21 protein-coding genes are annotated in these 21,029 nt (G+C 36.1%); 1 reads left to right on the top strand and 20 read right to left on the bottom strand.

What is annotated here, in order from left to right; translation table 11 throughout:
• Positions 1-69: 69 nt before the first annotated feature.
• The 17 genes from ACRYLU_RS03890 to ACRYLU_RS03810 all read right to left on the bottom strand — a co-directional run bounded on the left by ACRYLU_RS03890 (position 70) and on the right by ACRYLU_RS03810 (position 15,828).
• Entirely contained in the window at positions 70-765 is a 696-nt protein-coding gene (locus ACRYLU_RS03890; RefSeq protein ID WP_445081255.1) for a WxL domain-containing protein, read from the bottom strand.
• A gap of 48 nt (positions 766-813) precedes the next feature.
• On the bottom strand, positions 814-1,110 hold the full coding sequence (locus ACRYLU_RS03885) for an LPXTG cell wall anchor domain-containing protein (RefSeq protein ID WP_038599895.1): 297 nt from the start codon (positions 1,108-1,110) through the stop codon (positions 814-816).
• Positions 1,111-1,228: 118 nt separating this feature from the next.
• Positions 1,229-2,362, bottom strand: coding sequence for a DUF916 and DUF3324 domain-containing protein (locus tag ACRYLU_RS03880; protein ID WP_445081254.1), 1,134 nt, complete (start codon positions 2,360-2,362; stop codon positions 1,229-1,231).
• Between the two features lie 207 nt (positions 2,363-2,569).
• Positions 2,570-3,415, bottom strand: coding sequence for an Rgg/GadR/MutR family transcriptional regulator (locus ACRYLU_RS03875; protein WP_104142378.1), 846 nt, complete (start codon positions 3,413-3,415; stop codon positions 2,570-2,572).
• Between the two features lie 106 nt (positions 3,416-3,521).
• Positions 3,522-4,832: a ribosome biogenesis GTPase Der gene (gene der, locus ACRYLU_RS03870; RefSeq protein ID WP_003132476.1), complete on the bottom strand. Its 1,311-nt coding sequence runs from the start codon at positions 4,830-4,832 to the stop codon at positions 3,522-3,524.
• A 106-nt stretch (positions 4,833-4,938) separates the two neighbouring features.
• Positions 4,939-5,565: a pentapeptide repeat-containing protein gene (locus tag ACRYLU_RS03865; RefSeq protein ID WP_012897442.1), complete on the bottom strand. Its 627-nt coding sequence runs from the start codon at positions 5,563-5,565 to the stop codon at positions 4,939-4,941.
• Positions 5,562-6,284, bottom strand: a complete 723-nt coding sequence (locus ACRYLU_RS03860; RefSeq protein WP_003132474.1) for an NADPH-dependent oxidoreductase — start codon at positions 6,282-6,284, stop codon at positions 5,562-5,564. The genes ACRYLU_RS03865 and ACRYLU_RS03860 overlap by 4 nt, the downstream gene beginning before the upstream one ends.
• Positions 6,277-7,158, bottom strand: a complete 882-nt coding sequence (gene dnaI, locus ACRYLU_RS03855; RefSeq protein WP_098394006.1) for a primosomal protein DnaI — start codon at positions 7,156-7,158, stop codon at positions 6,277-6,279. Before dnaI ends, ACRYLU_RS03860 begins: the two co-directional genes overlap by 8 nt.
• Complete coding sequence (locus ACRYLU_RS03850) at positions 7,158-8,333, bottom strand: DnaD domain protein (protein WP_445081253.1); 1,176 nt, start codon at positions 8,331-8,333, stop codon at positions 7,158-7,160. Before ACRYLU_RS03850 ends, dnaI begins: the two co-directional genes overlap by 1 nt.
• 316 nt (positions 8,334-8,649) lie before the next feature.
• The gene (gene nrdR / locus ACRYLU_RS03845) at positions 8,650-9,096 is read right to left on the bottom strand and encodes a transcriptional regulator NrdR (protein WP_003132469.1); all 447 of its coding nucleotides are present in this window, start codon (positions 9,094-9,096) and stop codon (positions 8,650-8,652) included.
• Positions 9,097-9,213: 117 nt separating this feature from the next.
• On the bottom strand, positions 9,214-9,867 hold the full coding sequence (gene trmB / locus ACRYLU_RS03840; RefSeq protein ID WP_058205928.1) for a tRNA (guanosine(46)-N7)-methyltransferase TrmB: 654 nt from the start codon (positions 9,865-9,867) through the stop codon (positions 9,214-9,216).
• A gap of 119 nt (positions 9,868-9,986) precedes the next feature.
• A complete protein-coding gene (locus ACRYLU_RS03835; RefSeq protein ID WP_003132467.1) occupies positions 9,987-10,760 on the bottom strand; it encodes a phosphotransferase family protein in 774 nt (257 codons plus the stop codon).
• A 68-nt stretch (positions 10,761-10,828) separates the two neighbouring features.
• Positions 10,829-11,086 carry a Veg family protein gene (locus tag ACRYLU_RS03830; RefSeq protein ID WP_445081252.1) on the bottom strand — a complete coding sequence of 86 codons (258 nt, stop codon included), beginning with the start codon at positions 11,084-11,086 and terminating at the stop codon, positions 10,829-10,831.
• A gap of 193 nt (positions 11,087-11,279) precedes the next feature.
• Entirely contained in the window at positions 11,280-12,647 is a 1,368-nt protein-coding gene (gene dnaB, locus ACRYLU_RS03825; protein WP_003132465.1) for a replicative DNA helicase, read from the bottom strand.
• A gap of 5 nt (positions 12,648-12,652) precedes the next feature.
• A complete protein-coding gene (gene rplI / locus ACRYLU_RS03820) occupies positions 12,653-13,105 on the bottom strand; it encodes a 50S ribosomal protein L9 (protein WP_003132464.1) in 453 nt (150 codons plus the stop codon).
• On the bottom strand, positions 13,102-15,066 hold the full coding sequence (locus tag ACRYLU_RS03815) for a DHH family phosphoesterase (RefSeq protein WP_038599873.1): 1,965 nt from the start codon (positions 15,064-15,066) through the stop codon (positions 13,102-13,104). Before ACRYLU_RS03815 ends, rplI begins: the two co-directional genes overlap by 4 nt.
• Positions 15,067-15,159: 93 nt before the next feature.
• Complete coding sequence (locus tag ACRYLU_RS03810) at positions 15,160-15,828, bottom strand: HAD family hydrolase (protein WP_058205926.1); 669 nt, start codon at positions 15,826-15,828, stop codon at positions 15,160-15,162.
• Positions 15,829-16,137: 309 nt separating this feature from the next.
• On the opposite strand from ACRYLU_RS03810, the gene ACRYLU_RS03805 reads away from it, so the two are divergent.
• Positions 16,138-17,490 carry an aspartate kinase gene (locus ACRYLU_RS03805; RefSeq protein ID WP_038599866.1) on the top strand — a complete coding sequence of 451 codons (1,353 nt, stop codon included), beginning with the start codon at positions 16,138-16,140 and terminating at the stop codon, positions 17,488-17,490.
• 36 nt (positions 17,491-17,526) lie between these two features.
• Here the strand turns inward: ACRYLU_RS03805 and ACRYLU_RS03800 are convergent, their stop codons facing one another.
• The 3 genes from ACRYLU_RS03800 to ACRYLU_RS03790 all read right to left on the bottom strand — a co-directional run bounded on the left by ACRYLU_RS03800 (position 17,527) and on the right by ACRYLU_RS03790 (position 20,921).
• Positions 17,527-19,038 (bottom strand): flotillin family protein, encoded by a 1,512-nt coding sequence (locus ACRYLU_RS03800; RefSeq protein ID WP_010905537.1) that lies wholly within the window; start codon positions 19,036-19,038, stop codon positions 17,527-17,529.
• 60 nt (positions 19,039-19,098) lie between these two features.
• Positions 19,099-19,443, bottom strand: coding sequence for a hypothetical protein (locus ACRYLU_RS03795; protein WP_003132455.1), 345 nt, complete (start codon positions 19,441-19,443; stop codon positions 19,099-19,101).
• Between the two features lie 89 nt (positions 19,444-19,532).
• Positions 19,533-20,921: a Cof-type HAD-IIB family hydrolase gene (locus tag ACRYLU_RS03790; RefSeq protein WP_058205925.1), complete on the bottom strand. Its 1,389-nt coding sequence runs from the start codon at positions 20,919-20,921 to the stop codon at positions 19,533-19,535.
• Positions 20,922-21,029 lie beyond the last annotated feature (108 nt).

The following is a 21,029-nucleotide window of genomic DNA, read 5'->3' as shown; positions in this document are numbered from 1 at the left end:
GTTGTTTCCTCTCTAAAACTAAGGGGTTCCTTGAATAAAGAAACCCCTCAACTCATAAATCTGCTGTTATTAAGGAGCGACTGTCAAATCCCAAGTGATTGTTCCTGTGTGGTTACCTGCTGCTTGATCAGCAACTGGTACTGTCAATGTTGCATCGCTGAATTTATCAGCATAGTAACCAGATACTGTACCAGTAGAAGTAACGAGGACTTGTGGTTGGTTTGTCAACGTATGGCTTGTTGAAACATCAGCAAGTGCTGAAGTATCTGTTGCTCCATTACCTGAGATGTTTGAGAATGTTGCGCCACCCAATGTAATTGTAGAGCTATTAAGACCAGAAAGTCCTGAAGCTGTAGCAGAGATTGTGTAGTTTGTTGATACACCATCTAAGTCATGGAATGCAACCAATGGAGAAGCTTGAGAATTGCTCTTTGAAGAATCTGTTTCTGTCAACGCTTTAAAGTCTGTTGTGCTACCATCGATTTGGTTCACACCGAAGTCAAAGTCAGTCGCATAGTCAAGTGTCAAAGCACCTGGTTGTGGATTAACGGTAACTGGTGGTTCTGTTGGAACTTCAATTGGTGGCAATTGTGTATCAGGACCAGGAGCATTGAAAGTAACTCCTGTGTTTGAAGTCCATTGTTGAGCTGTTGTTGAGCTACCTGGAGTAGTTACAGCACCAGTGTCAGCAAAAGCTGGAGCGACAATAGCGACAAGAGAGAGTGCAGTCAAAGCTGCAGATGAGAATGTGATTATTTTTTTCATAAAGTGTGTAAACTTCCTTTCTCGAAGTAAATTAAAGACTATTTTGTTTTAGACTTTTGCTCTTTTTTTGACAAGATAAAGCACAGTCGCGAGTAGAATAATAGATGACCCAACAGGGAGGAGCGTGTTTGCACTTTCTCCTGTCTTAGGTAGGGTTCCTTTTGGAACAATAACTTCCAGGCCATTTCCTGGGGAAAGTCCTGGAGCTTGCGGTTTAGGCAAATTAGGATTTGCGATAAACGTCACTGTTGATGTGCTCGTCACTGTATCTGCTATAACAGCATCCGCACGAGCCGGAGGTCCTATGAGATGCAAGAGGACAAGAGCAACAATGATTTTTTTCACTCTAGTTTTCTCCTTTCTTTTTTTGAAGCTTCCTTACTATGCTTCTTGGTTTCTATCATTGTTGATAAAAACGAAGAAACATAGTAAGGATCTCTTTTCCTAATCTGTTGATTTGCCTTTAGTCTTTTTTATTCTCAACAGATTCTTCATTTTCTTCTTCATCTTTTTTGCGACGTTTAAAGAGAAGGAAAATAATGATTAACAGCAGAAGTATGATAGCGGCAAAGCCTACGATAAGTAACCAATCAATTTTAGGTTTGTGGTTGATTGTGGCGTCTTTAGCATTTAAACTGCTTGCTTTTGCTCCTGTGATTATAAAGTCTTTATCAAAAACCCATTTGTAATCATATTTTGTGACTTGTCCATTGACTATGGTTTGATATTTACCCTTGTCATCTTTACCACCATAAACGGTCATCTTGAGATGATATTTTCCGGGTTTGAGAGGTTCAGATGTTTTACCATTGAGAGCACCCGGGATAGAAACTGGAATGGCTAGGTTGAAGTTTGAGTTAGGTGCCATTTCCATAGCGACGTTGTTATAGGTATATTTGATGGATGAATCATTATATTTTGTGACGACAGCATCGGTATTCATCTGCATGAGATAAGCAGGGGCGCTATTCGTTAGGTTTGCTGTAATTACATTTCGACCATTTACTTGGTCTGGACCAACTTTACCTAGGTTAAGGGTTGGGTCAACTTTTGCTATATCATTTTGCAGGACAAGTCCAATCACATAACGATAGCGGTTGGTGATAGAAACGCCACTACTTTTTTGAGTGCTTTCTGAAGTGCTAGCATCTTCAAAGTTAAATCCTCCAGCAATTACTCCTTTGATGTTTTCATCAGGCATTGTTACTGTGGCGGTTACGGTTGTTGTACTTTTGGGCTTTATTGTCAGCGTTTGAGGAAGTTTAACATAGTCTTTTAAATTTATTTTTAATGAAGGGTCTGGCTTGACTAAGTCTGGAGTGTAGCCTACATTTCCTGATTGACTTGTGAAGGCTGTTCCAAAAGTTGTTTTCACTTTAATCGTCTGATTTGAATTATTATTTAAGGTAAACTCTACGTTTTGAGTCTGCTTTGGTTTCAAAAGAAGATTGAAGTAGCCAAGGTTTTGTCCAACTTGATTTTCACCTATTTTGGGTGTGACTGAAAAATTTGCAGAATCTGCATGAACGGTATGAGTTGCATTTATTAAAACTGAAAGACTAACTAAACTTACTAGAATAAACTTTTTATTTTTCATTGTTGCCTCCCTCTTTTCTTTTTGTTTACAAAAATATTATATCATTGCATAAACATTTCTAAAACAGATATAAATAGCACTTTTAGGTTTTGTAATTGTACTTAATTTTTTAAAAATCATATTATCATTTATAAAATATACTAAAAAAAGTGGCTTAAGCATGCGTATTTTTAAAATTCCAGGATAAAAAAAAAAAAAAAACGTTCATTATTCAGAACGATTTTTCTTTGTTATTCTCTTGTCATATTGCATCTTTAAGGTATTACGAAAGTCTATAGCACCAATTCTCTTCAAAAATCTTAGTGTATCTTGCAGTTGATTTTTCCCTTTTTTTTCATCAATATAATAATAACAATAAAATGATTGAGCATAATTGATGATAACGCGACTCATCACATCTCCAGGCATAAAAAACTGCTCGGAAATTTCAAGAATTTCTTGAGCTTTTTCTTTTTCCCCAATATCAACATAGTTGAGAATTACTTTATAGAGAAAACGATAGATGAGCACTCGATAATATAGATCATTCTCATAGTATGCTTTATTATATAGAAAATCTTTTAAAACATTATCTATTAAAGTATCATTGAGTTTATCTCCGATATTTGCAAGAATTGAAAGTTCAAATAGTCCCCAAAACTGTACTCCTTTAAGATAATCTTCAAGTTCATCAATTTCTTCCGGAAGTAGATGTTGATAAAGTCCTTTGGCTGAATATGCTACTAGTTTTTGTTCTTTACTCCCCTTTTTATTTCCTTGATAAATTTCTTGGAGATGCTTAATATCTCTTTGATAATAAGATTGTTCAATCTCATCAAAAGTAGAAATATAACTATCTTGTTCGCCATTATTAATCATTAGGCTATAGTCCGATGGAGATACATTCATTTTTTGAAGGGCAAAGTCAAGTCGGTCAAAGGAGAGCATGCTTTTACCATTTTCAAAATTGGAGAGGGTTGACTTTGCAATTCCCAGTTCCTCAAATGCTGAAAGCGAAAAACCATGTTGAATTCTAAGGTCATGGAAGGCTTTCCCATATTTAAAATATACCATTTAATCTTCTTTCAATTAAATTAATTTTTTTAATATTATATTTCAAATTTAGGATTTTTGCAATTATTTTGCATAAAAAAACACTGATAAAATCAGTGAATTTTTTTTATTTACGTTTACGTGCAATCAAATGAACTGGCGTTCCTTCAAAAACAAAGGCTTTACGGATTTGATTTTCAAGGAAACGAAGGTATGAGAAGTGCATGAGTTCTTCTTCATTGACAAAAACAACAAAAGTTGGTGGTTTAATCGCTACTTGTGTTGCATAGAAAATCTTCAAACGTTTTCCTTTGTCCGTCGGAGTTGGATTAATCGCTACGGCATCCATAATGACGTCATTCAAAACAGAACTTGAAATACGTAAGTTTTGTGCATGATGAATTTCTTTAATCATATCTGGGAGTTTATTCAGACGTTGTCCTGTCTTAGCAGATACATAAACGATTGGTGCATAATCGAGGAATTTGAACTTTGTCCGAATTTCTAATTCAAAGTTTTTCATTGTATCGTTATCTTTTTCAAGAGTATCCCATTTATTGACAACAATCAAAATTCCTTTACCAGCTTCGTGAGCAAATCCAGCGATACGCATATCATATTCGCGAATTCCTTCTTCAGCGTTAATCACCATCAAAACGATATCTGAACGGTCAATCGCACGCATGGCACGCATGACTGAGTATTTTTCAGTATTTTCGTAAATTTTTCCTGATTTACGCATTCCAGCGGTATCAATCATAACAAATTCTTGGTCTTCAGAATCGACAAAGTGTGTATCAATCGCATCACGAGTTGTTCCTGCAATTGGACTAGCAATTACGCGGTCTTCGCCAAGAATAGCATTAATAAGAGATGATTTCCCAACGTTTGGGCGGCCAATCAAGCTGAACTTGATGACATTCTCATTTTCTTCTTCAATTTCATTAGGAAGATTTTGAACGATTGCATCAAGGACATCCCCTGTCCCAATCCCGTGAACGGCTGAAACAGGATAAGGATCGCCAAGTCCAAGTGAGTAGAAATCAAAGATTTCCATTCGACGTTCTGGGTTATCGACTTTATTGACAACAAGAATAACTGGTTTGTCTGTACGATAAAGAATATTAGCAACGGCTTCATCGGCATCTGTAATACCTGTTTCTCCGTCAACAACAGCGATGATAACATCTGCTTCGGTCATGGCAATTTCGGCTTGCGCACGAATTTCAGTCATGAAAGGTTCATCTGAAAGTTCAATCCCACCTGTATCGATGATATTGAATTTACGGGTTAACCATTCTCCTGTGGCATAGATACGGTCACGAGTTACACCTGGAATGTCTTCGACAATTGAGATGCGTTCTCCTGCAATACGGTTGAATATCGTTGATTTTCCGACATTTGGACGGCCAACGATGGCTACTGTAGGTAAGCTCATATTTTTATTTCTTTCTTTGTTTACTTATTGGATAAAAAATTATAATAGCGAAGGAGTTTGTAATCCATAGACTATATAATTTTAGACTTTGGTTTCGAGGTTCATTTTAGATAATTTCAATGCCAAACAGGCTAGTAAAAAATGGGGCTTGACTAAGACTTATCTTCATATTTTTAGCGAGTTGAGGTGTAACTTCCATGCGTTCAAATTGATTCGTAGAAAAATCAATTCCTGCAAGTGCTGTTTCCCAAAAATTTGCTGCTTCTAATTGATTTTTTAAAAGCTCCACATTCTTAAAATTACAGGCAGTAAAGAAGGTTTCTTTAGCTTCATTTTCTAAAAAACGGACTGACTTTAAGGTAGAACCTGAAAAATTTGCATAAGTCATTAGATTTTCTGTAAACTGAAGGTCTTGTAAGTGACTTTCAGTAAAATCAGTTCCTAGCAATTTGCAGGATTTAAAGATTGAGCGATAAATGCCAATTTTATTGAAGTTTAAATTGGAAAAATCACATTTTTCAAAAAGGCAATCTGTAAATTCACTGATCGTATTGTCAGTAAATTCAAAGGTTGTGTTTTTGAAAGAACAGCCTGAAAAAATAGTTCTTTGATTGATTGTCAAAGTTTCATCTATAAATTCTGCTTGATAGATTTCTCCATCAATAAAATCTTGACTTGTGGCTACTTGATAGGTGGCTGGAAGTTTTGGTTCTAAGATTTTCTTTAATTTCACAGTAATTTTTTCGCCTTTAAATTTTCTGTTGAGGCTGAAATTTCTGGTTGGCCCCACTGGTCAACAATCCGTTCAGACCATTTGTTTAAGCGTCTATTTCCAGCATATTCTTCTTGAACTTGGTCATATTTTTCAATGGTTTCAGACGTTTGCTCAACATATTTTTCTTTAAAAGCTGTTGCTTCCAAAGGAAGACGTGGTTTTACTTTGTTCAAACGTGCGGCTTTACCGAGTGCAATGCCAAAAATAGGATAAGTATAATCTGGCAAGTTCAAGACTTTAGAAATTTCTGAGGATTGGTCTCGAATTAAGCCAACCATCACCCCGTTGTAACCTAAAGATTCCGCTGCAAGAAGCGCATTTTGTCCAGCTGTTGCGGCATCAACTGATGTAATCAATAAACTTTCAATTCCTTGCGGTTGGAAATTGCCTTGATGTAATTCAACTGCCTTTTGGGCACGATTTAAATCGCCGACAAAAACTAAATATGCTGCACAATTTTTGATTGATTTTTGTGGTTGAAATTCATAAATCGCATCTTTTTGAGCTTGTGATTCTACAACAATCACAGAATATGATTGGAAATTTTTCCATGTTGATGCCATTTGAGCAGCTTTTAAGATTTTTTCCAAATCTTTAGGCTCAATTGCTTCTTCTGTAAAATTTCTGACCGAAGTGTGGTTCATCATTAAATCAATCGTTTCATTTGTTTCAGTCATGACGTCTATTCGTCCCCTCTAATCGCATTTCTTCTGCCAAATATTTCACGCGTTCCATAACCCGTTTTGCTGGCCAAATTTCATCAGCTCGCTTAGTTTCGGCTAAATGCTGTTCTAATTCTTCCATTCTTAAATTTGAAGTGAAGAAAGTCGGGAGATTTTCTTGCATGCGATGTTGTAAAATGACTTGTAAAATACTGTCACGAACCCAAGCGTTATTTTGCTCTGCCCCAATATCATCCAAAACTAAAACTTGACTGGCTTTTATTTCATTGACCCAAACCTTGGCATTGTCAAAATCTAAATCAGAAATGAAAGTGGGATAATGAAGTAACGTGGTTGAAATTCCTTTTTTAGCTAATTCGTTTGCCATCGCCGCAAGCATGAAAGATTTTCCGACCCCAAAATCTCCATAAAGATACAATCCTTTTTTCTTGGGAAAATTAGTAATAAAATCAACTAGAGCTTGGTATGGCTTGATTCTTTGAACATCATCAAGGGCAATATCTGCCAAAGTGACTTGTTTTAAATCTTTTGGAAGTCCAATAATATTCACACGTCGCAAAAGGTTTTGAGCTGCTTGTTGCTGCGCCAATTCATTTGTCGTTTGATATGAAACATCAGCATAGCCGTGATTCATGATTAAAACAGGTTCATAACCGTCAGCTGCCCGTTTTTCACCTTTTTCAAATTTTTCATGCTCACGAACGTATTCATAAAACTTGGAGTAAGAGCGTTGAATTTCGTCAGAAGTCATTTGATGTTGGGCAATAAAAGCTTGCACATCAGCATTTTTTAGTACTTCTGTGACTAATTTTTCAAAATTTTCACGGATGTCTTGACGTTTTCCTAAGATGTCTCCGATAGATTCCATTAATTTTGCTCTCCTTTCAGTTTTTTGAGAGAGTCAAGCCTTATTTTCTCAAGTTTTGCAAGTTCTTCTTGGCTTGTCTTATTTTCATAATCTGGATTTGACCATTTTGGTGCTTCTTTTTTGATTTTCATTGGTAGTTTTTCAGCTCCAGTTTTAGCTTTAGCAGCAGCTAATTCTTCTCGTTCCAAAATTCGTTTTACCGCTGTTTCAGCTGTAAATACTTCATTTCTCATCCAGTCATTGGCTAATGCATTTACAAAATTTGGATTTAACGACGCATTTTTTTGCTGTACTAAAACATAGTGAATCAAAATATTTTGGACTTCTGCTGGCAAATTTTGGCGACTTAAATTAGTTAAAAGCTTATGTTCTTCCGAACTGACAAAGCCTCCAGCTTGCGCTTTTATCTGTCGGATGAAATCATCTGGTTCATGAGATTTACTGATGACAATCAAATCGGCAAAAGCTTTAGGAAAGGCTGAAAGTGCTGGTTGCGGTTGGCTAGCTCCTGAAAGACTTCTCATCAAATTATTCATGTTCAAACTTTTATCAGCATTGGCTGTTTTTTCTGCTTGCTTGAATAATTCGTACCAATTGAGTTCAAATTTTTCTGCTAGTGAATAGAGCGTTAAGGAGTCTTGATTTTCATTGTTTAAATGATAGCCTTGACGTTCCATAATACTTTTAAAGGCCCCCATATCAAAACGCTCCTTTGTATTTGAAGGGTTTTGTTGAGCTTGTGAGTCAAAACTAACTTTATAAACTTCATGAAATTTCTTGGAAACTTCTTTTCCTTTTGGTTCCATTCTTTTAGCTAAAGCAGCTACTCGGTTTTCACCAATTCTTGAAATCAAAAGTTGTCTATAAAAATCATCTGCGAGGAAATTTTCAAAATTTAGCGGACTTTTTACTTCAAAATAAAGACTGGTATGATCATCATAAACGCGAACTAATGATAAGCCAGATAATTTATCTAATGCTTCAATAAAAGGATTGAGACCGAGATTTAGATATTCCAAAAAGTGAGAAATTCTTCCAGTAGAGAAGCTTAGCATTAATTGATAAAGCGCAAAGGCATCCGTGCCAATGATTGGTAAATAGAGCAGACGAAAAGTCTCAGCGTCAAAGCTGGTCTTTCCTCGATTAAGCATTGTAAATGAATCTCCTGCTCTCATTTTTTTCCTCACTTTTTACTGACAGAAAGTTCAGCAAGCTGATCTTTCTTTTATTTACCGATAAAACGCTCCTTATTCAGTCACTTTTTACTGACAGAAAGTTCAGCAAGCTGATCTTTCTTTTATTTACCGATAAAACGCTCCTTATTCAGTCACTTTTTACTGACAGAAAGTCCAGCAAGCTGATCTTTCTTTTATTTGCCGATAAAATGCTCCCCCTATTCAGTCGCTTTTAATGACAGAAAGTTCAGCGAGCTGATCTTTCTTTTATTTGCCGATAAAATGCTCCCTATTCAGTCGCATTTTACTGACGGATTTATTTTTTGGTAATATTTTTAAGGAGCTCTTCTAATTCACTGACATCTTTGAATGAACGGTAGACGCTGGCAAATCTGATATAGGTGATATCATCCAATTCAGCTAGTTCTTGCATCACAAATTCACCAATGACATCTGATTCAACTTCATTACTGTCTAGTTGACGAATTTTTCTTTCAACGTTTGCAACTGTTGTTTCAATATCTTCACTTGATACTGGGCGTTTGTATGCTGAACGAACTAAACCACGTACAATTTTTTCACGATTAAAGGGTTCACGTTTGTCATCTTTTTTGATGACTAAAAGGGGCATTTCTTCGATACGTTCAAAGGTTGTGAAGCGAAAACCACATGATTCACAAACACGACGACGGCGAATAGCATCTTCGGCTTGTCTTGAATCAACAACTTTTGATTCTTCAGAAGAACACTTTGGACATCTCATTTTATTCTCCTTAATAGATAATAAATTCTTATTAATTTTACTGACAGAAAATTGGTTTAGACTTTCTTACTCTGTCAGTACTTTTTTCATTAGTTTTAATGACAGAAAGCAACTTATTTACTTCTTAGGCAAAAATTTTGCTTCCAATCTATAAATTACTTGACCTTTTTGTGAGAATTTTTGCTCATACTCGGTCATTACATTTTGAGTTGCAAATTCTTCGTCTTGGTGTAAATCTAACCAAACTTTTTTAAGTTCCATGCCATAGTTAGCTAAAGAAACTAAAGAATATTCAAACAATCCCCGATTATCAGTTTTGAAATGAATTTCACCTTCAGGACGTAAAATCTTTTCATAAGTTGCAAGAAAAGATTTATAAGTCAAACGTCGTTTTTCATGACGGCCTTTTGGCCAAGGGTCAGAAAAGTTCAAATAGACTTGGTCAATTTCACCATCAGCAAAATATTCACTCAAAGCAGCTCCATCAACAAGCATCATTTGTACGTTTGGCAAATCTGCTTCAATTGCTTTATCTAAAGCATAAGATAAAACTGATAATTGCATATCAATTGCAATGTAATTTATTTCTGGATGAAGAGCTGCCATTCCTGTGATGAAAGCTCCTTTTCCACAACCCACTTCAATATGAATCGGATGATCATTTCCAAAACGTTCTGACCAACGTCCTTTAAAGTCCGCTGGATTTTCAACTACGATATGTGCGTTTTCAGCAAGCATTTCGCCTGCCCCTTTACGATTTCTGACGCGCATTTTTACCTCAATTTTTTAATTTTTGTAGAAAATCAGCAAAAGTGATCTTCTATTTCTTTATTTTTATTATTCAATTATAAGCCAAAAAATAGGAAGGTCCAAACCCTAGCCTATTTTTACTAAAATAATTCACAAAATTTACGAAGTCCCAAGATTTCTTGATTTACTTCTTTCATTTTTCCTCTAGAAAGATATTCAGAGATTTGGCGAAGAAAAGAAAGTTTTCCATACCAAGCCACCTTATCCATAATATCTGAACGAGGTCTAACACCAGATGTCATCAACCACAAAGACCAATTATTTGGTTTAATATAATGTGATAAAACATGTGCCATATCAACCATTGAATCTGATAAAAAGACGGTATCCCAATCTACTAAATAAATTTTTCCTGAATTATCATCCACTAACCAATTTTTATGATTGACATCGCCATGAACGACTACGACCTCTTCATTTTTGATTTCGGGAACTTGTTGACGCATTTCTTCAATGATTCCTGACAAAAAATGATTTGTTCGTAAAGCCTCAGTATTTTGGACACAATCCTCTAATAATTGTTCAGGAAGAATAATTTGACTTCCCAACTTCTTATAAGATTCAACCAATTTTTTTGAGTCATGCAAATGTGCTAAAATATGATTAATTTGGCGGTCTTCCATATCCTCAGGACTTAGTGTATGACCGTCAATCCAAGGTTGAGCAGATAAGGTATCGCCTTCAGCCGTACGTTTTGTCCATAAGACTTTTGGCGTGATTCCCTCAAGATAAATACTCGGCAAAAAAGGACTGCCGTTTTTTTTAATAAAAACGCGTTCCTGATCACTTTTCCCAAAAAATGCATTGCCAGAGCCACCTTTAACAGGCGTCATATCCCAATCGGCTTTCATCATCCTTATCTTCTCCTTTCCTTTAAAAATCGATTAATCATTATTTGAACCATTTACTTTATTCCTCAAACTTATACGTTTGGATAGTGAATTAAAATAGTTTGAGTCAAAATGTCAGCATATTGATATGACTCAGTTGTTTTGGGACCACGAGCCGGAATGTTTTCAATAATGAAATGTGTTGCATAGGCTTCAATCAAGTTCACTTTATGACGATTTTCGCGTTTACGACCAAATTGTGAAGTAATTTCAATCGTTTCACCCAAGTGTGCTTGAACTTTTTCACGAATGTCAACGATTTTTCCTATTTCTTGATTTTGGTTATCCATTTTTTCCTCCAAATAAGACGTAAAAGTCGGATTTCTCCGAACGCTTACCTTATAAATCTAATTTTATCCTTGATTATATCTCTCTTTTTGATTAAAAGAATCAAATTTTATAGTGTATTCTTTATCATTCATTTTTATTAATAAAGAGAATTAGACAATTACTCATATTATAACACGAATTGGTCAAAAAAATCTAGTCGCCATATCTGTTATCGATACTTGCGAATTTATTATGCTCTTTAATAAAGAGTAATTCGACTGTTCCACGGCTTCCTGAACGGTTTTTTTCAATAATAACTTCAACTTTATTATCTTCCAGAATCTCTTCGCCGTCTTCATCTTCACCAGTTCCACGTTCATAATAGTCATCTCGATAAAGAAATGCGACAATATCGGCATCTTGCTCGATTGATCCAGATTCACGGATATCAGACAAAACTGGTCGTTTATCTTGACGTTGTTCCACTCCACGTGAGAGCTGTGAAAGGGCAATAACAGGAACTTTTAATTCTTTAGCTAAAATTTTTAACTGACGAGAAATTTCAGAAACTTCTTGTTGACGATTTTCTCGTCCTGTTCCAGAAATCAATTGCAAGTAGTCAATAACAATCAAACCAAGATTTCCTGTTTCTTGGGCTAATTTTCTTGAACGCGCCCGAATTTCAGAAATCTTTATCCCTGGTGTGTCATCAATATAAATACTTGCTCTTGATAAAGTCCCTGTTGCCATGAAATAATCATTCCATTCTTGGTCATTTAATTGTCCAGTACGTAAGCTGTGTGAATCAATTGAACCTTCGGCAGCAATCATCCGACTGACAAGACTTTCTGCCCCCATTTCAAGAGAGAAAATTGCAACGGTTCGGTCTTGCTTTGTCCCAATATTTTGAGCAATATTTAAGGCAAAGGCTGTTTTACCAACCGCTGGACGAGCCGCAAGAATAATCAATTCTTCTTCATGAAGACCTGTTGTCATGTTATCTAAAGCAGGATAACCTGTTGCGATCCCTGTGATATTGGACTTTTGTTGAGCTTTTTGCTCAAGGTCATCCATGTGAATCGCTAAGACATCAGAAATTTTCTTAAAGCCATTTGTATTACGTCCTTGTTGAACGTCAATTAAACTTTTTTCTGCTTGAGCTAAAATATCATCCGCTGGTGAATCTTGTTCATAAGCTTTTTCGACTGATTCAGTTAGACGATTTATCAGTTGACGGAGTAATGATTTTTCAGCAACAATCTTGGCATAATAGGCCGCATTTGCTGCGGTGGGGGTTGCGGTGGCAAGTTCTGCAATATAAGCAATCCCACCAATTGCCTCCAGCTCCCCTTGATTTTCAAGATGGGAACGAATGGTTAAGACATCAATTGCTTCACGAGCATCAGACAATTTTTCCATTGTCCGAAAAATTATCTTGTGAGCGTTTTTATAGAAGTCATCTGAACTTAAAAATTCTTTAATTTCGACTAAGCGTTCGCTATCTAAAAAAACAGCCCCAAGAACGGCCTGCTCAGCAGCTAGGTCTTGAGGCGGGGCTTTTATTAAATCAATTTCGGGCATTTAGTTTAGGCCTCGCTAATTTTGACTTTAACCACGGCTGTCACATCACGGTGAAGTTTCACTGGTACATCTTTTGTTCCCAAAGCTTGAATTTTGTTAATCAATTGAATTTTGCGTTTATCTAACTTGAGATTAAATTGACTTTTAAGGGCTTTTGCGATATCTGCTTTATCTACAGCACCAAAAGTGTGACCTGTTTGTCCAACTTTCATCTTAATTTCAACAACAGTGTCTTCTTTTTCAAGAACTTCTTTAAGGGCTTTTGCTTCCGCTAAAAGTTCTGCTTCTTCTTTTTCCTTAGCTTTGGCTTGACCTTTCACTTCAGAAAGAGCAGCTGCTGTAGCAACTTTTGCCAAATTTTTCTTAATTAAAAAGTTTTGAGCATAACCTGTTGGGACTTCTTTAATTTGACCTTTTTTTCCTTGTCCTTTAACGTCTTCTAAGAATACAACTTTCATTTTTCGTTTTCTCTTTCTTTTAGTATTTCAATTAAATCTTCTTGCACTTCATCGATATATTTTTCATATATTTGGGTCGCAGCATTATTAAAATGTCCACCACCACCCATTTGCTCCATAATCGTTTGGACATTAAAGCCATTTCGAGAACGAGCAGAAATAGAAATATAGCCATTATTATGTTGTGTAATCGCAAATGCAGCAGTAATCCCTGCCATATCTAGGAGGGTGTCAGCAGCTTTTGCCGTTGCAATATTATCATATTTCTGATGTTTAAGTCCAACTCCTAAAGCAATTCCTGGTAAAACCATTTTTGCATTAAGAACAATTTCATTGGCCTTCTTATATTTATCAAAGTCAGTAGCCATAATCATTTTAATCAAATCGTTATCAGCTCCACGAGAGCGTAGATAAGCTGCTGCTTCAAATGTTCTTTCAGTCGTTGTTTTTGTAAAGTTTTTGGTATCTAATTCGATCCCTGCAAGAACAATACTAGCTTCAATGGTTGACATTTTTCTTTGATTATTATCATGGAATTGAAGGATTTCGACAGTTAATTCACTAGCAGAGCTTGCTGATGATTCAATATATGAAAGAAGTGCATGTTCTGGGAAATCATCATCACGTCTGTGGTGGTCAATGACCACTAATTTCTCAAATGATTTATAGAATTCAAGATTTAAAGTTTGACTTGTTTTTGAATGGTCAACCATGATAAGTAATGAATCTTTTTTCTTCAGTTTTTGAGCGGTTTCTAACTTAACAATGTGCGTAAAACCGTCAGACGACTCATTCATTTTATTAATTGCACGCTCAACATCTGGCAATAACTGTTCAGGATCGTAAACGACAAAGGCTTCTTTTCCAGACATATTAGCAAATGCCTTCATAGCCACCGCTGCTCCAAGCGCGTCCATATCTGTAAAGCGATGCCCTACAATAAAGACATCTTCTGCCTCAGCAATAATTGTCCGAAGTGCTGTTGAAATAGCCCGCGCTCTTGTTCTGCTTTTTTGCGTTCTACTCTCCGAATTGCCGCCGAAATAAACGGGACGAGCTTGAGGAGTATTTTCTCTAAGTACAACTTGATCTCCTCCACGGACTTGGGCTAATTCAAGATTATTTAGAGCAACTTTACCAATGGCTGGAAAATCATTCCAACCGTAGGCGACGCCGACAGAGAGAGTCAAAGGAATATCTTTTTGAGCTGATAGTTCACGAAACTCTTTAAGAACAGCGAATTTATCTTTAAGCATTTTTTCAAGAATACGATAATCACAAAAAAAATAATGGCGACTGCTATTAATACGGCGAAGATAAACTCCGTATTTGTCAGCAAATTCTTCTAAAAATGAAGCGATAAAACTATTAATGGCTGTTCGACCGCTGTCTGTAATTAAATCTGTAGCATCATCATAATTATCAACAGAAATCGCACCAATAACCGCACGGCTGTCATTAAATTCTGATTTAAAAGCAACTTCTTTTGTGGCATCAATTAAATAAATAAGATTCTTATCAGAATCAAGTTCTGCGACATATTTTTGCTTACCAAGGGTGATATACTGGTCTTCGCTCGCATTTTTCAATATCTTTTTAATATCGTCACGATTGATAACTTTGTCATTTCCCTTAAAAATCATATCAATGAATGGATTAAACCATTCAGGTTCAAAGGTTTCACTATTAAAACGGATGACCCCGATTGGCATATTATCCAAGGTAGCATTGAGCGAATTTTCTGCTTCATCATTAATTTTACGAATAAAATCTTGACGACGCAATTGATAGTTTTGAGTTTGTGATAGTAAAATGAGTGTAATCGCTATGTTCAAAATCAACAAATAAATCCAAATTGACCAACGTGTTGCTGAAACATGAACAACAACAGTCTCAATGATTTGAACAATAACCATTATGATAATAATAGCAAGCGGTGAAAACCGGCGGACAAAATTCATAATATTACTCCTATATTCCTCTATTTTAACATAGGACAGAAAAAACTTAAAGAATCACCGATCTGTCAGTGATTTTTTCTTCTAAAATGTTTATTAAGCCTTTATCATCTTTAGTGATGATTCTGTCAGTAATTTTTGAATAGCTGTCAGTGAATCTACCTTTAAGTCAGCCTTCTCTTGATTCATGCCAAAGCGCTTGTCTTCAATTGCCCAAACGGTCGCACCAGCTGCTTCTCCAGCTTGAATTCCTTTTTCAGAATCCTCAATAATCAAAGTTTCAGAAGGTGTTACACCCAATTTCTTCATTGTTGATTGATAAATTTCTGGATTTGGTTTCGTTTGTTTAAAGTCATTTCCTGAAACCACTACTTCAAAATAAGAATTCAATTGATGAATATCTAACATTTGTTTGATATCAAACATTGACGAACTTGAAGCAAGTGCAATTTTTACTTCTTTTTGACGCAAAAATTCTAAAATATCAGGCACATCAGAAAATAAAAGTTCTGCATAAGGCATCGGATGATTTTCTTTGAATTGCTCATAGTCTTCTTGCAATTCACTCGCTTTTTCTTCATCAAAAGCCTCTTGCAAAATTCGTGGCCAAATATCTTTCATATTTCCACCAATAAAATCACTAGGCGTCAAGTGGCTGATAGAAATTCCGTGTCCGCCAAAAAATTCTTCTCTTCTTTGTAAATAGTAACGTTCGGTGTCAACAAGAACACCATCCATATCAAATATCACTGCTTTAAATTTCATAGAACCATTATAGCACAGTATCTAAGCATGGTTCAATAGACTTCACTATAAAAGTAATGTGTTTCAAAGCCGCTTATGAATGTAGATAGCTTTTCAAAATCTATAAAACACTCTCTCTTTCCTGTCACCACTTATTTTGTTTCGTTAAATTATGTATGTTTTTTATTTGGTTAAAAAAAATAAAAGTTTTTTTGATTACTTTGCTACTAAAATAGGCTATAAATGAGTTATTTATTGAAAATTATCTGAAAATTAGCTATAATAAATCAATTTATAATTTAATTTAATCTTGAAGGAAGGTAATATTTAGTGAAAGTTGCAAAATTTGGAGGTTCGTCTCTCGCATCAGCTTCGCAAATCAAAAAAGTTTTTGATATTGTTCAAGCCGATAAACAAAGAAAATTTATTGTGGTTTCTGCACCAGGCAAACGTTCGGGGGCTGATACTAAAGTTACCGATGCTTTGATTGCTTATTATAAAGCTTATAAATCAGCTGATGAAAAAGGAATTCACTATTATCAGAATTGGATTATTGAAAGATTTCGAGAAATCTATGATGAACTTGGCTTAAAAAGTCCAGTCATTAATCAAATCGCAGAAAATATCAACCATTTAGCCCAGTTAGATTTAGATAATGTTTTTACTTATGATACTTTTTTAGCCGCTGGTGAAAATAATAATGCCAAATTAGTCGCAGATTTTTTCAATCATTCTGGCTTACCAAGTCGCTATGTTCATCCATCAGATGCTGGAATTATGGTTTCATCTGACCCTGGAAATGCTCGGTTGCTTGGTGGAGCTTATGAACATATTAAATATCTTAATGAACTTGAAGAAACGTTAATCATCCCTGGATTTTTTGGAATCACAAAAGCGGGTGAGGTTTGCACTTTTTCCCGTGGTGGTTCTGATATTACCGGCTCAATTATTGCGGCTGGTGTGCGAGCTGAGCTTTATGAAAACTTTACTGACGTTAATGGAATTTTTGCCGCTCACCCTGGCATCGTTAAGAATCCAGCTTATATCTCTGAATTAACTTACCGTGAAATGCGAGAACTTGCTTATTCTGGTTTTTCTGTTTTACATGACGAAGCACTCGTTCCTGCCTATCGTGCCCATGTTCCTTTAGTCATCAAGAATACAAATAACCCTGATCATCCTGGAACAAAAATTGTTGTTCAAAGAGAGACTAAAGGCTCACCTGTCGTTGGAATTGCTTCATCTAGTGCCTTCTCTTCTCTTTATGTCAGTAAATATCTGATGAACCGTGAGGTTGGATTCGGCCGAAAAGTCCTTTCTGTATTGGAAAATTTAGGTGTTCGTTTTGAGCATATGCCAACTGGTATTGATGACATGTCTATCATTATTCGTAGCCGCTATCTAACTCAACCCATTTCAAAAGCCCTTATTTCTAATCTTACAGAATCGCTCCATCCAGATGAAGTCTATATTGACCGTGATTTCTCTATTATCACCATTGTTGGTGAAGATATGAAGGAACACGTTGGGGTTACCGCTAGAGCAACAGCAGCACTTTCTAAACAAGGCATTTCAATCGCTATGCTTTCGCAAGGTTCAAGCGAAGTTTCCGTCATGTTTATTGTCAAAGAAAAATACGAAAAAGAAGCTCTAAAAGCGATATATTCAGCCTTTTTTGACTAAAATATGTTAATAAAAAACAGCTCTAAGAGCTGTTTTTTATTCTTCTATTTTTTCGACTTTTTCAAGTGTCTCATTGGAATTACCACGACTGCTAAAATTATTTAATAAGTCAGGGACGTCAATTCCCATTGTTCCTAGGACATCAAGGCCTTGTTTAAGACTTTCTTGTGACATTCCGAGAATTTTTGACGAACCTTCTCCACCATAAATATTAATAGAATCGACAGCTTGAAGATTACTTGATACACTAGCAACAACTTCTGGAAGAATTTCAAGTGCCATGTTCAATTTAGCCGCATCATTCATTTTTTGCATTGCTTCGGCTTTTTTATCAATTGCTTCGGCTTCGGCAAGCCCTTTAAGGCGAATCGCTTCGGCTTCAGCTTTACCAGTTGCTTCAATAGCTGTAGCTTCGGCCATTGCTGTTACTTCACGTTGTTTAGCAGTGGCTTTGGCTGTAGCTTCAATAGCGGCTGCTTCAGCCTGTGCTCTCACTTCGCGTTCACGCGCATCGGCTTCGGCTTTAGCAATTTGTGCAGCCTTGGCAGCTTCAGCAGCTTTTACGACATTGGCTTCATTTTCTTGTGCTTTACGGAGAACTTCTTGGGTTTCTAAGTCAGTTTCTCTTTGCTTTTTAATCAATTCAACTTGCATTTCAGCTTCAGTTGTTTCTTTTTTAGAAATTGCTTCTTGAATCGCGTAAGCTTGGTCAGCAGAGGCTTGGGCTTGGTCAGCTTGAGCTTTTGCTTCAGCAGCAGCAATTGATTGTTCTTGCTCATAGTGAGCTAAGCTGATTGCTTTTTCCTTTTGGGCATTGGCAACTTGAGTTGCGGCAAGTGCTTCAGCTTTTTGGGCATCTTGATCAGCCGCTGCCTTTTGAATACGAGTTTCTTTATCAGCATTTGCAACAGCAATTGCTGCTTCTTGTTGAACACGCGCTACTTCTTTAGCACCTAATGCTTTGATGTAGTTTTGGTCATCACGAATATCATTAATAACGAATGAAACGATTGAAAGTCCCATTTTTGAGAGGTCAGTCCCTGCTTGACCTTGAACTTCAGCTGAAAACTTATTACGGTCTTCGATTAGTTCGGATACTGTCATTGTTCCAACAATCGCCCGAAGATGTCCACGAAGAACTTGGTCAGCCATTGCATCACGTTGTTCATCTCTTTTACCTAAAAATTGCTCAGCAGCTGTCGCAATATCTTGCAAAGTAGAACCTACTTTAATCATAGCTGTGGCTTCAACCGTTACTGGAATTTTATCTTTCGAGAGAACTTTTTCCGTTTTAATATCGATTGCAGCAGATTGTAAGCTGAGGTATCTCGCATTTTGGAAGATTGGTAAAACAAAGGTACCAGAACCACGAACCACTTTTAATCGATTCCCTTGTGAGTCTTTATTGACACCTTTTGAACCTAGACCTGAACCATAAACGATAAGGGCCGCTTGAGGTCCTGATTTTTTGTAGTTTGCAGCGATAATTCCTAATAGAATTAAGATAATAACAATCACCACAATTGCCAAAATATAAAGTAGTGGCATAATGTCTCCTTTGTATAATAAATTTTTATTTATTTGAGCAATTTTTTAGGTTCTCTATTGCTAATAAATCGTTTGTTGATAAGGAATCACGTAAGCAATTCCTGCTTTACTCTCAATAATCAGAACTTGCGCTCCTGATTCAATTTGCTCGATATTATCCTTATTTGGTAGATAAATTTTTGCAGGCATTGTTTTACGTGATTCATTGACAAAAGTCGTCATAACTTCGCCAGTCGCCTCTTTTGAACTGATAGCTGTTGTCAAAATTCCTGTCAGTAAATCTTTTTCATCCGCATTATACTTTTGATCGGACATTTTGTTAAAAAATGCCATTCCTGGGAGTAATAAGATTGTTAAAAAGATGATGAGTACAATGATAATCAAAGTAATAATAATAAATAGCATCCCTTATTCTCCTTGAAAGCTTTTTGTTACGCTTTCTTAATATTATACCATTTTATGAAGAAGCTTATCAGTAAAAAATTGTTATTTTCTTATTTATTTTCGTGTTTTTTAGCGGCTACTCTTTTTTGTCGTTCTAGTTCTTTTTTTATTTGTCCTTCTGGAGCAAATTTTTCTTCCCAATCTTCTGGTTTTAAGACTTTGTGTGTGATTGGGTCAAAGTGTGGACGTCCATCCGGGAAAATTTTCCCCATATTTGCTCGATGAACAGCATTGAAAATTTCATAAGGGTCAATTCCTGAAAGGACAAGCGAGCCGTAAGTGAAATAGAGCAAATCAATCATAGCATCTACTTGGCCAGTCAAGCTGTCTTCATTATGCTCTTTTAAAGTCACTTTATTTGCTGCCTTATCAACGGCTTGATGTAAATTATTCACAAGTTCTGTAAATTTCTCTTGGTTACCGTCAGCAGAGGCGTAAAGAAATTCGACAATTTCTTCGACTTTGAAATCAGCCCGGAAACTTGCTTCTGTTGGTGAAAAGGCTTTAGGAATTTCTTGTGTTTTTCCGTCCATTAATCGGTGGAAATCTTTTACTTTATTGAAGTTTTGGTCTTTAGAAACAAAGTCTTTTTCAACAGAATAATGAATTAAGCCATAGTAAGCTAATGCTTTGGCGATTCCATCTTGATTATTGGTATCTGTAATATAAGTCGCAATCTTTTTCACTTCTGCTACAGCATTGCCCATCGCAATCCCATAACCAACTCCAGAAATCATCGTCAAATCATTTTCCGAATCGCCAAAACACATGACTTGGTCTAAAGTAAAGCCATAGTGTTCTCCTAATCTTTGAATTCCTGGTAATTTTCCTCCTGATTTTGAAATTAAGTCAACAGAATAAGGATTGCTTCGTGTCACCAGTAATTCTGGAAATGCCTCCTGTAGGCGAGCCGTTTCGTTTCTTGTTGCAACCATCATCGCCTGATAAATTACTTCTTCTTCATTATCAGCTAAATTTGAATTTTGCGGTAAGACTCTGCGAATAATGTGTTTAAAACTGTTTCTTGCCACCCCGGAAGTACCTGAGGGCAAAACGCCTGACAAAAAACTGGCTAAACGTGTCTCGCCAAATTTTAAAAGGCCAGAGCCATTTACACCGTGGGCTGTTCCCAAAGAGATGTCAGAATGGTTTTCAGTGGCATAATTTATCAGGTTTTTTAAGGATTTTTGTTCTAAAGGATTTTGGAAAATCACTTCTTTTGGTGTGAAAATATACTGACCGTTGTAACTTACAGCAAAGTCTAAATCTAAATCTTCTAATAATGGCATGACAAAAGCTGGGCCTCGCCCGGTGGCAATCCCGACAAAAATATCTTTTTGACGTAGCTCTTGTATTGCTTTACGAGTACTTGTTGCTACTCCTCGTGTTGAAGTAAACAGGGTTCCATCTAAATCAAAAAATACTGCTTTTATATCCATCTCTCAAATCTTTTCTAGCTTTGGCAAAGCTTTCATTTATTAACTAAATTATACAGTAATTTTAATTCTATTTCATTTATTAGTTATTTTTTTCTGGACTAAATTTTG

Source organism: Lactococcus sp. KTH0-1S, from assembly GCF_052544945.1.
The sequence above is the reverse complement of the archived record's forward strand: the minus strand, read 5'-3'. Positions and strand labels throughout refer to the sequence as shown.

What these genes read in the sequence shown, in the direction of transcription:
- ACRYLU_RS03835 (WP_003132467.1), bottom strand. Translation starts at nt 10,760, where the DNA reads ATGATGAAAGCCGATTGGGATATGACGCCTGTTAAAGGTGGCTCTGGC.
- der (WP_003132476.1), bottom strand. Translation starts at nt 4,832, where the DNA reads ATGAGCTTACCTACAGTAGCCATCGTTGGCCGTCCAAATGTCGGAAAA.
- ACRYLU_RS03830 (WP_445081252.1), bottom strand. Translation starts at nt 11,086, where the DNA reads ATGGATAACCAAAATCAAGAAATAGGAAAAATCGTTGACATTCGTGAA.
- nrdR (WP_003132469.1), bottom strand. Translation starts at nt 9,096, where the DNA reads ATGAGATGTCCAAAGTGTTCTTCTGAAGAATCAAAAGTTGTTGATTCA.
- ACRYLU_RS03795 (WP_003132455.1), bottom strand. Translation starts at nt 19,443, where the DNA reads ATGCTATTTATTATTATTACTTTGATTATCATTGTACTCATCATCTTT.
- ACRYLU_RS03880 (WP_445081254.1), bottom strand. Translation starts at nt 2,362, where the DNA reads ATGAAAAATAAAAAGTTTATTCTAGTAAGTTTAGTTAGTCTTTCAGTT.
- ACRYLU_RS03790 (WP_058205925.1), bottom strand. Translation starts at nt 20,921, where the DNA reads ATGGATATAAAAGCAGTATTTTTTGATTTAGATGGAACCCTGTTTACT.
- dnaI (WP_098394006.1), bottom strand. Translation starts at nt 7,158, where the DNA reads ATGGAATCTATCGGAGACATCTTAGGAAAACGTCAAGACATCCGTGAA.
- ACRYLU_RS03875 (WP_104142378.1), bottom strand. Translation starts at nt 3,415, where the DNA reads ATGGTATATTTTAAATATGGGAAAGCCTTCCATGACCTTAGAATTCAA.
- ACRYLU_RS03850 (WP_445081253.1), bottom strand. Translation starts at nt 8,333, where the DNA reads ATGAGAGCAGGAGATTCATTTACAATGCTTAATCGAGGAAAGACCAGC.
- trmB (WP_058205928.1), bottom strand. Translation starts at nt 9,867, where the DNA reads ATGCGCGTCAGAAATCGTAAAGGGGCAGGCGAAATGCTTGCTGAAAAC.
- ACRYLU_RS03810 (WP_058205926.1), bottom strand. Translation starts at nt 15,828, where the DNA reads ATGAAATTTAAAGCAGTGATATTTGATATGGATGGTGTTCTTGTTGAC.
- ACRYLU_RS03815 (WP_038599873.1), bottom strand. Translation starts at nt 15,066, where the DNA reads ATGAATTTTGTCCGCCGGTTTTCACCGCTTGCTATTATTATCATAATG.
- dnaB (WP_003132465.1), bottom strand. Translation starts at nt 12,647, where the DNA reads ATGCCCGAAATTGATTTAATAAAAGCCCCGCCTCAAGACCTAGCTGCT.
- ACRYLU_RS03890 (WP_445081255.1), bottom strand. Translation starts at nt 765, where the DNA reads ATGAAAAAAATAATCACATTCTCATCTGCAGCTTTGACTGCACTCTCT.
- ACRYLU_RS03860 (WP_003132474.1), bottom strand. Translation starts at nt 6,284, where the DNA reads ATGACTGAAACAAATGAAACGATTGATTTAATGATGAACCACACTTCG.
- ACRYLU_RS03800 (WP_010905537.1), bottom strand. Translation starts at nt 19,038, where the DNA reads ATGCCACTACTTTATATTTTGGCAATTGTGGTGATTGTTATTATCTTA.
- rplI (WP_003132464.1), bottom strand. Translation starts at nt 13,105, where the DNA reads ATGAAAGTTGTATTCTTAGAAGACGTTAAAGGACAAGGAAAAAAAGGT.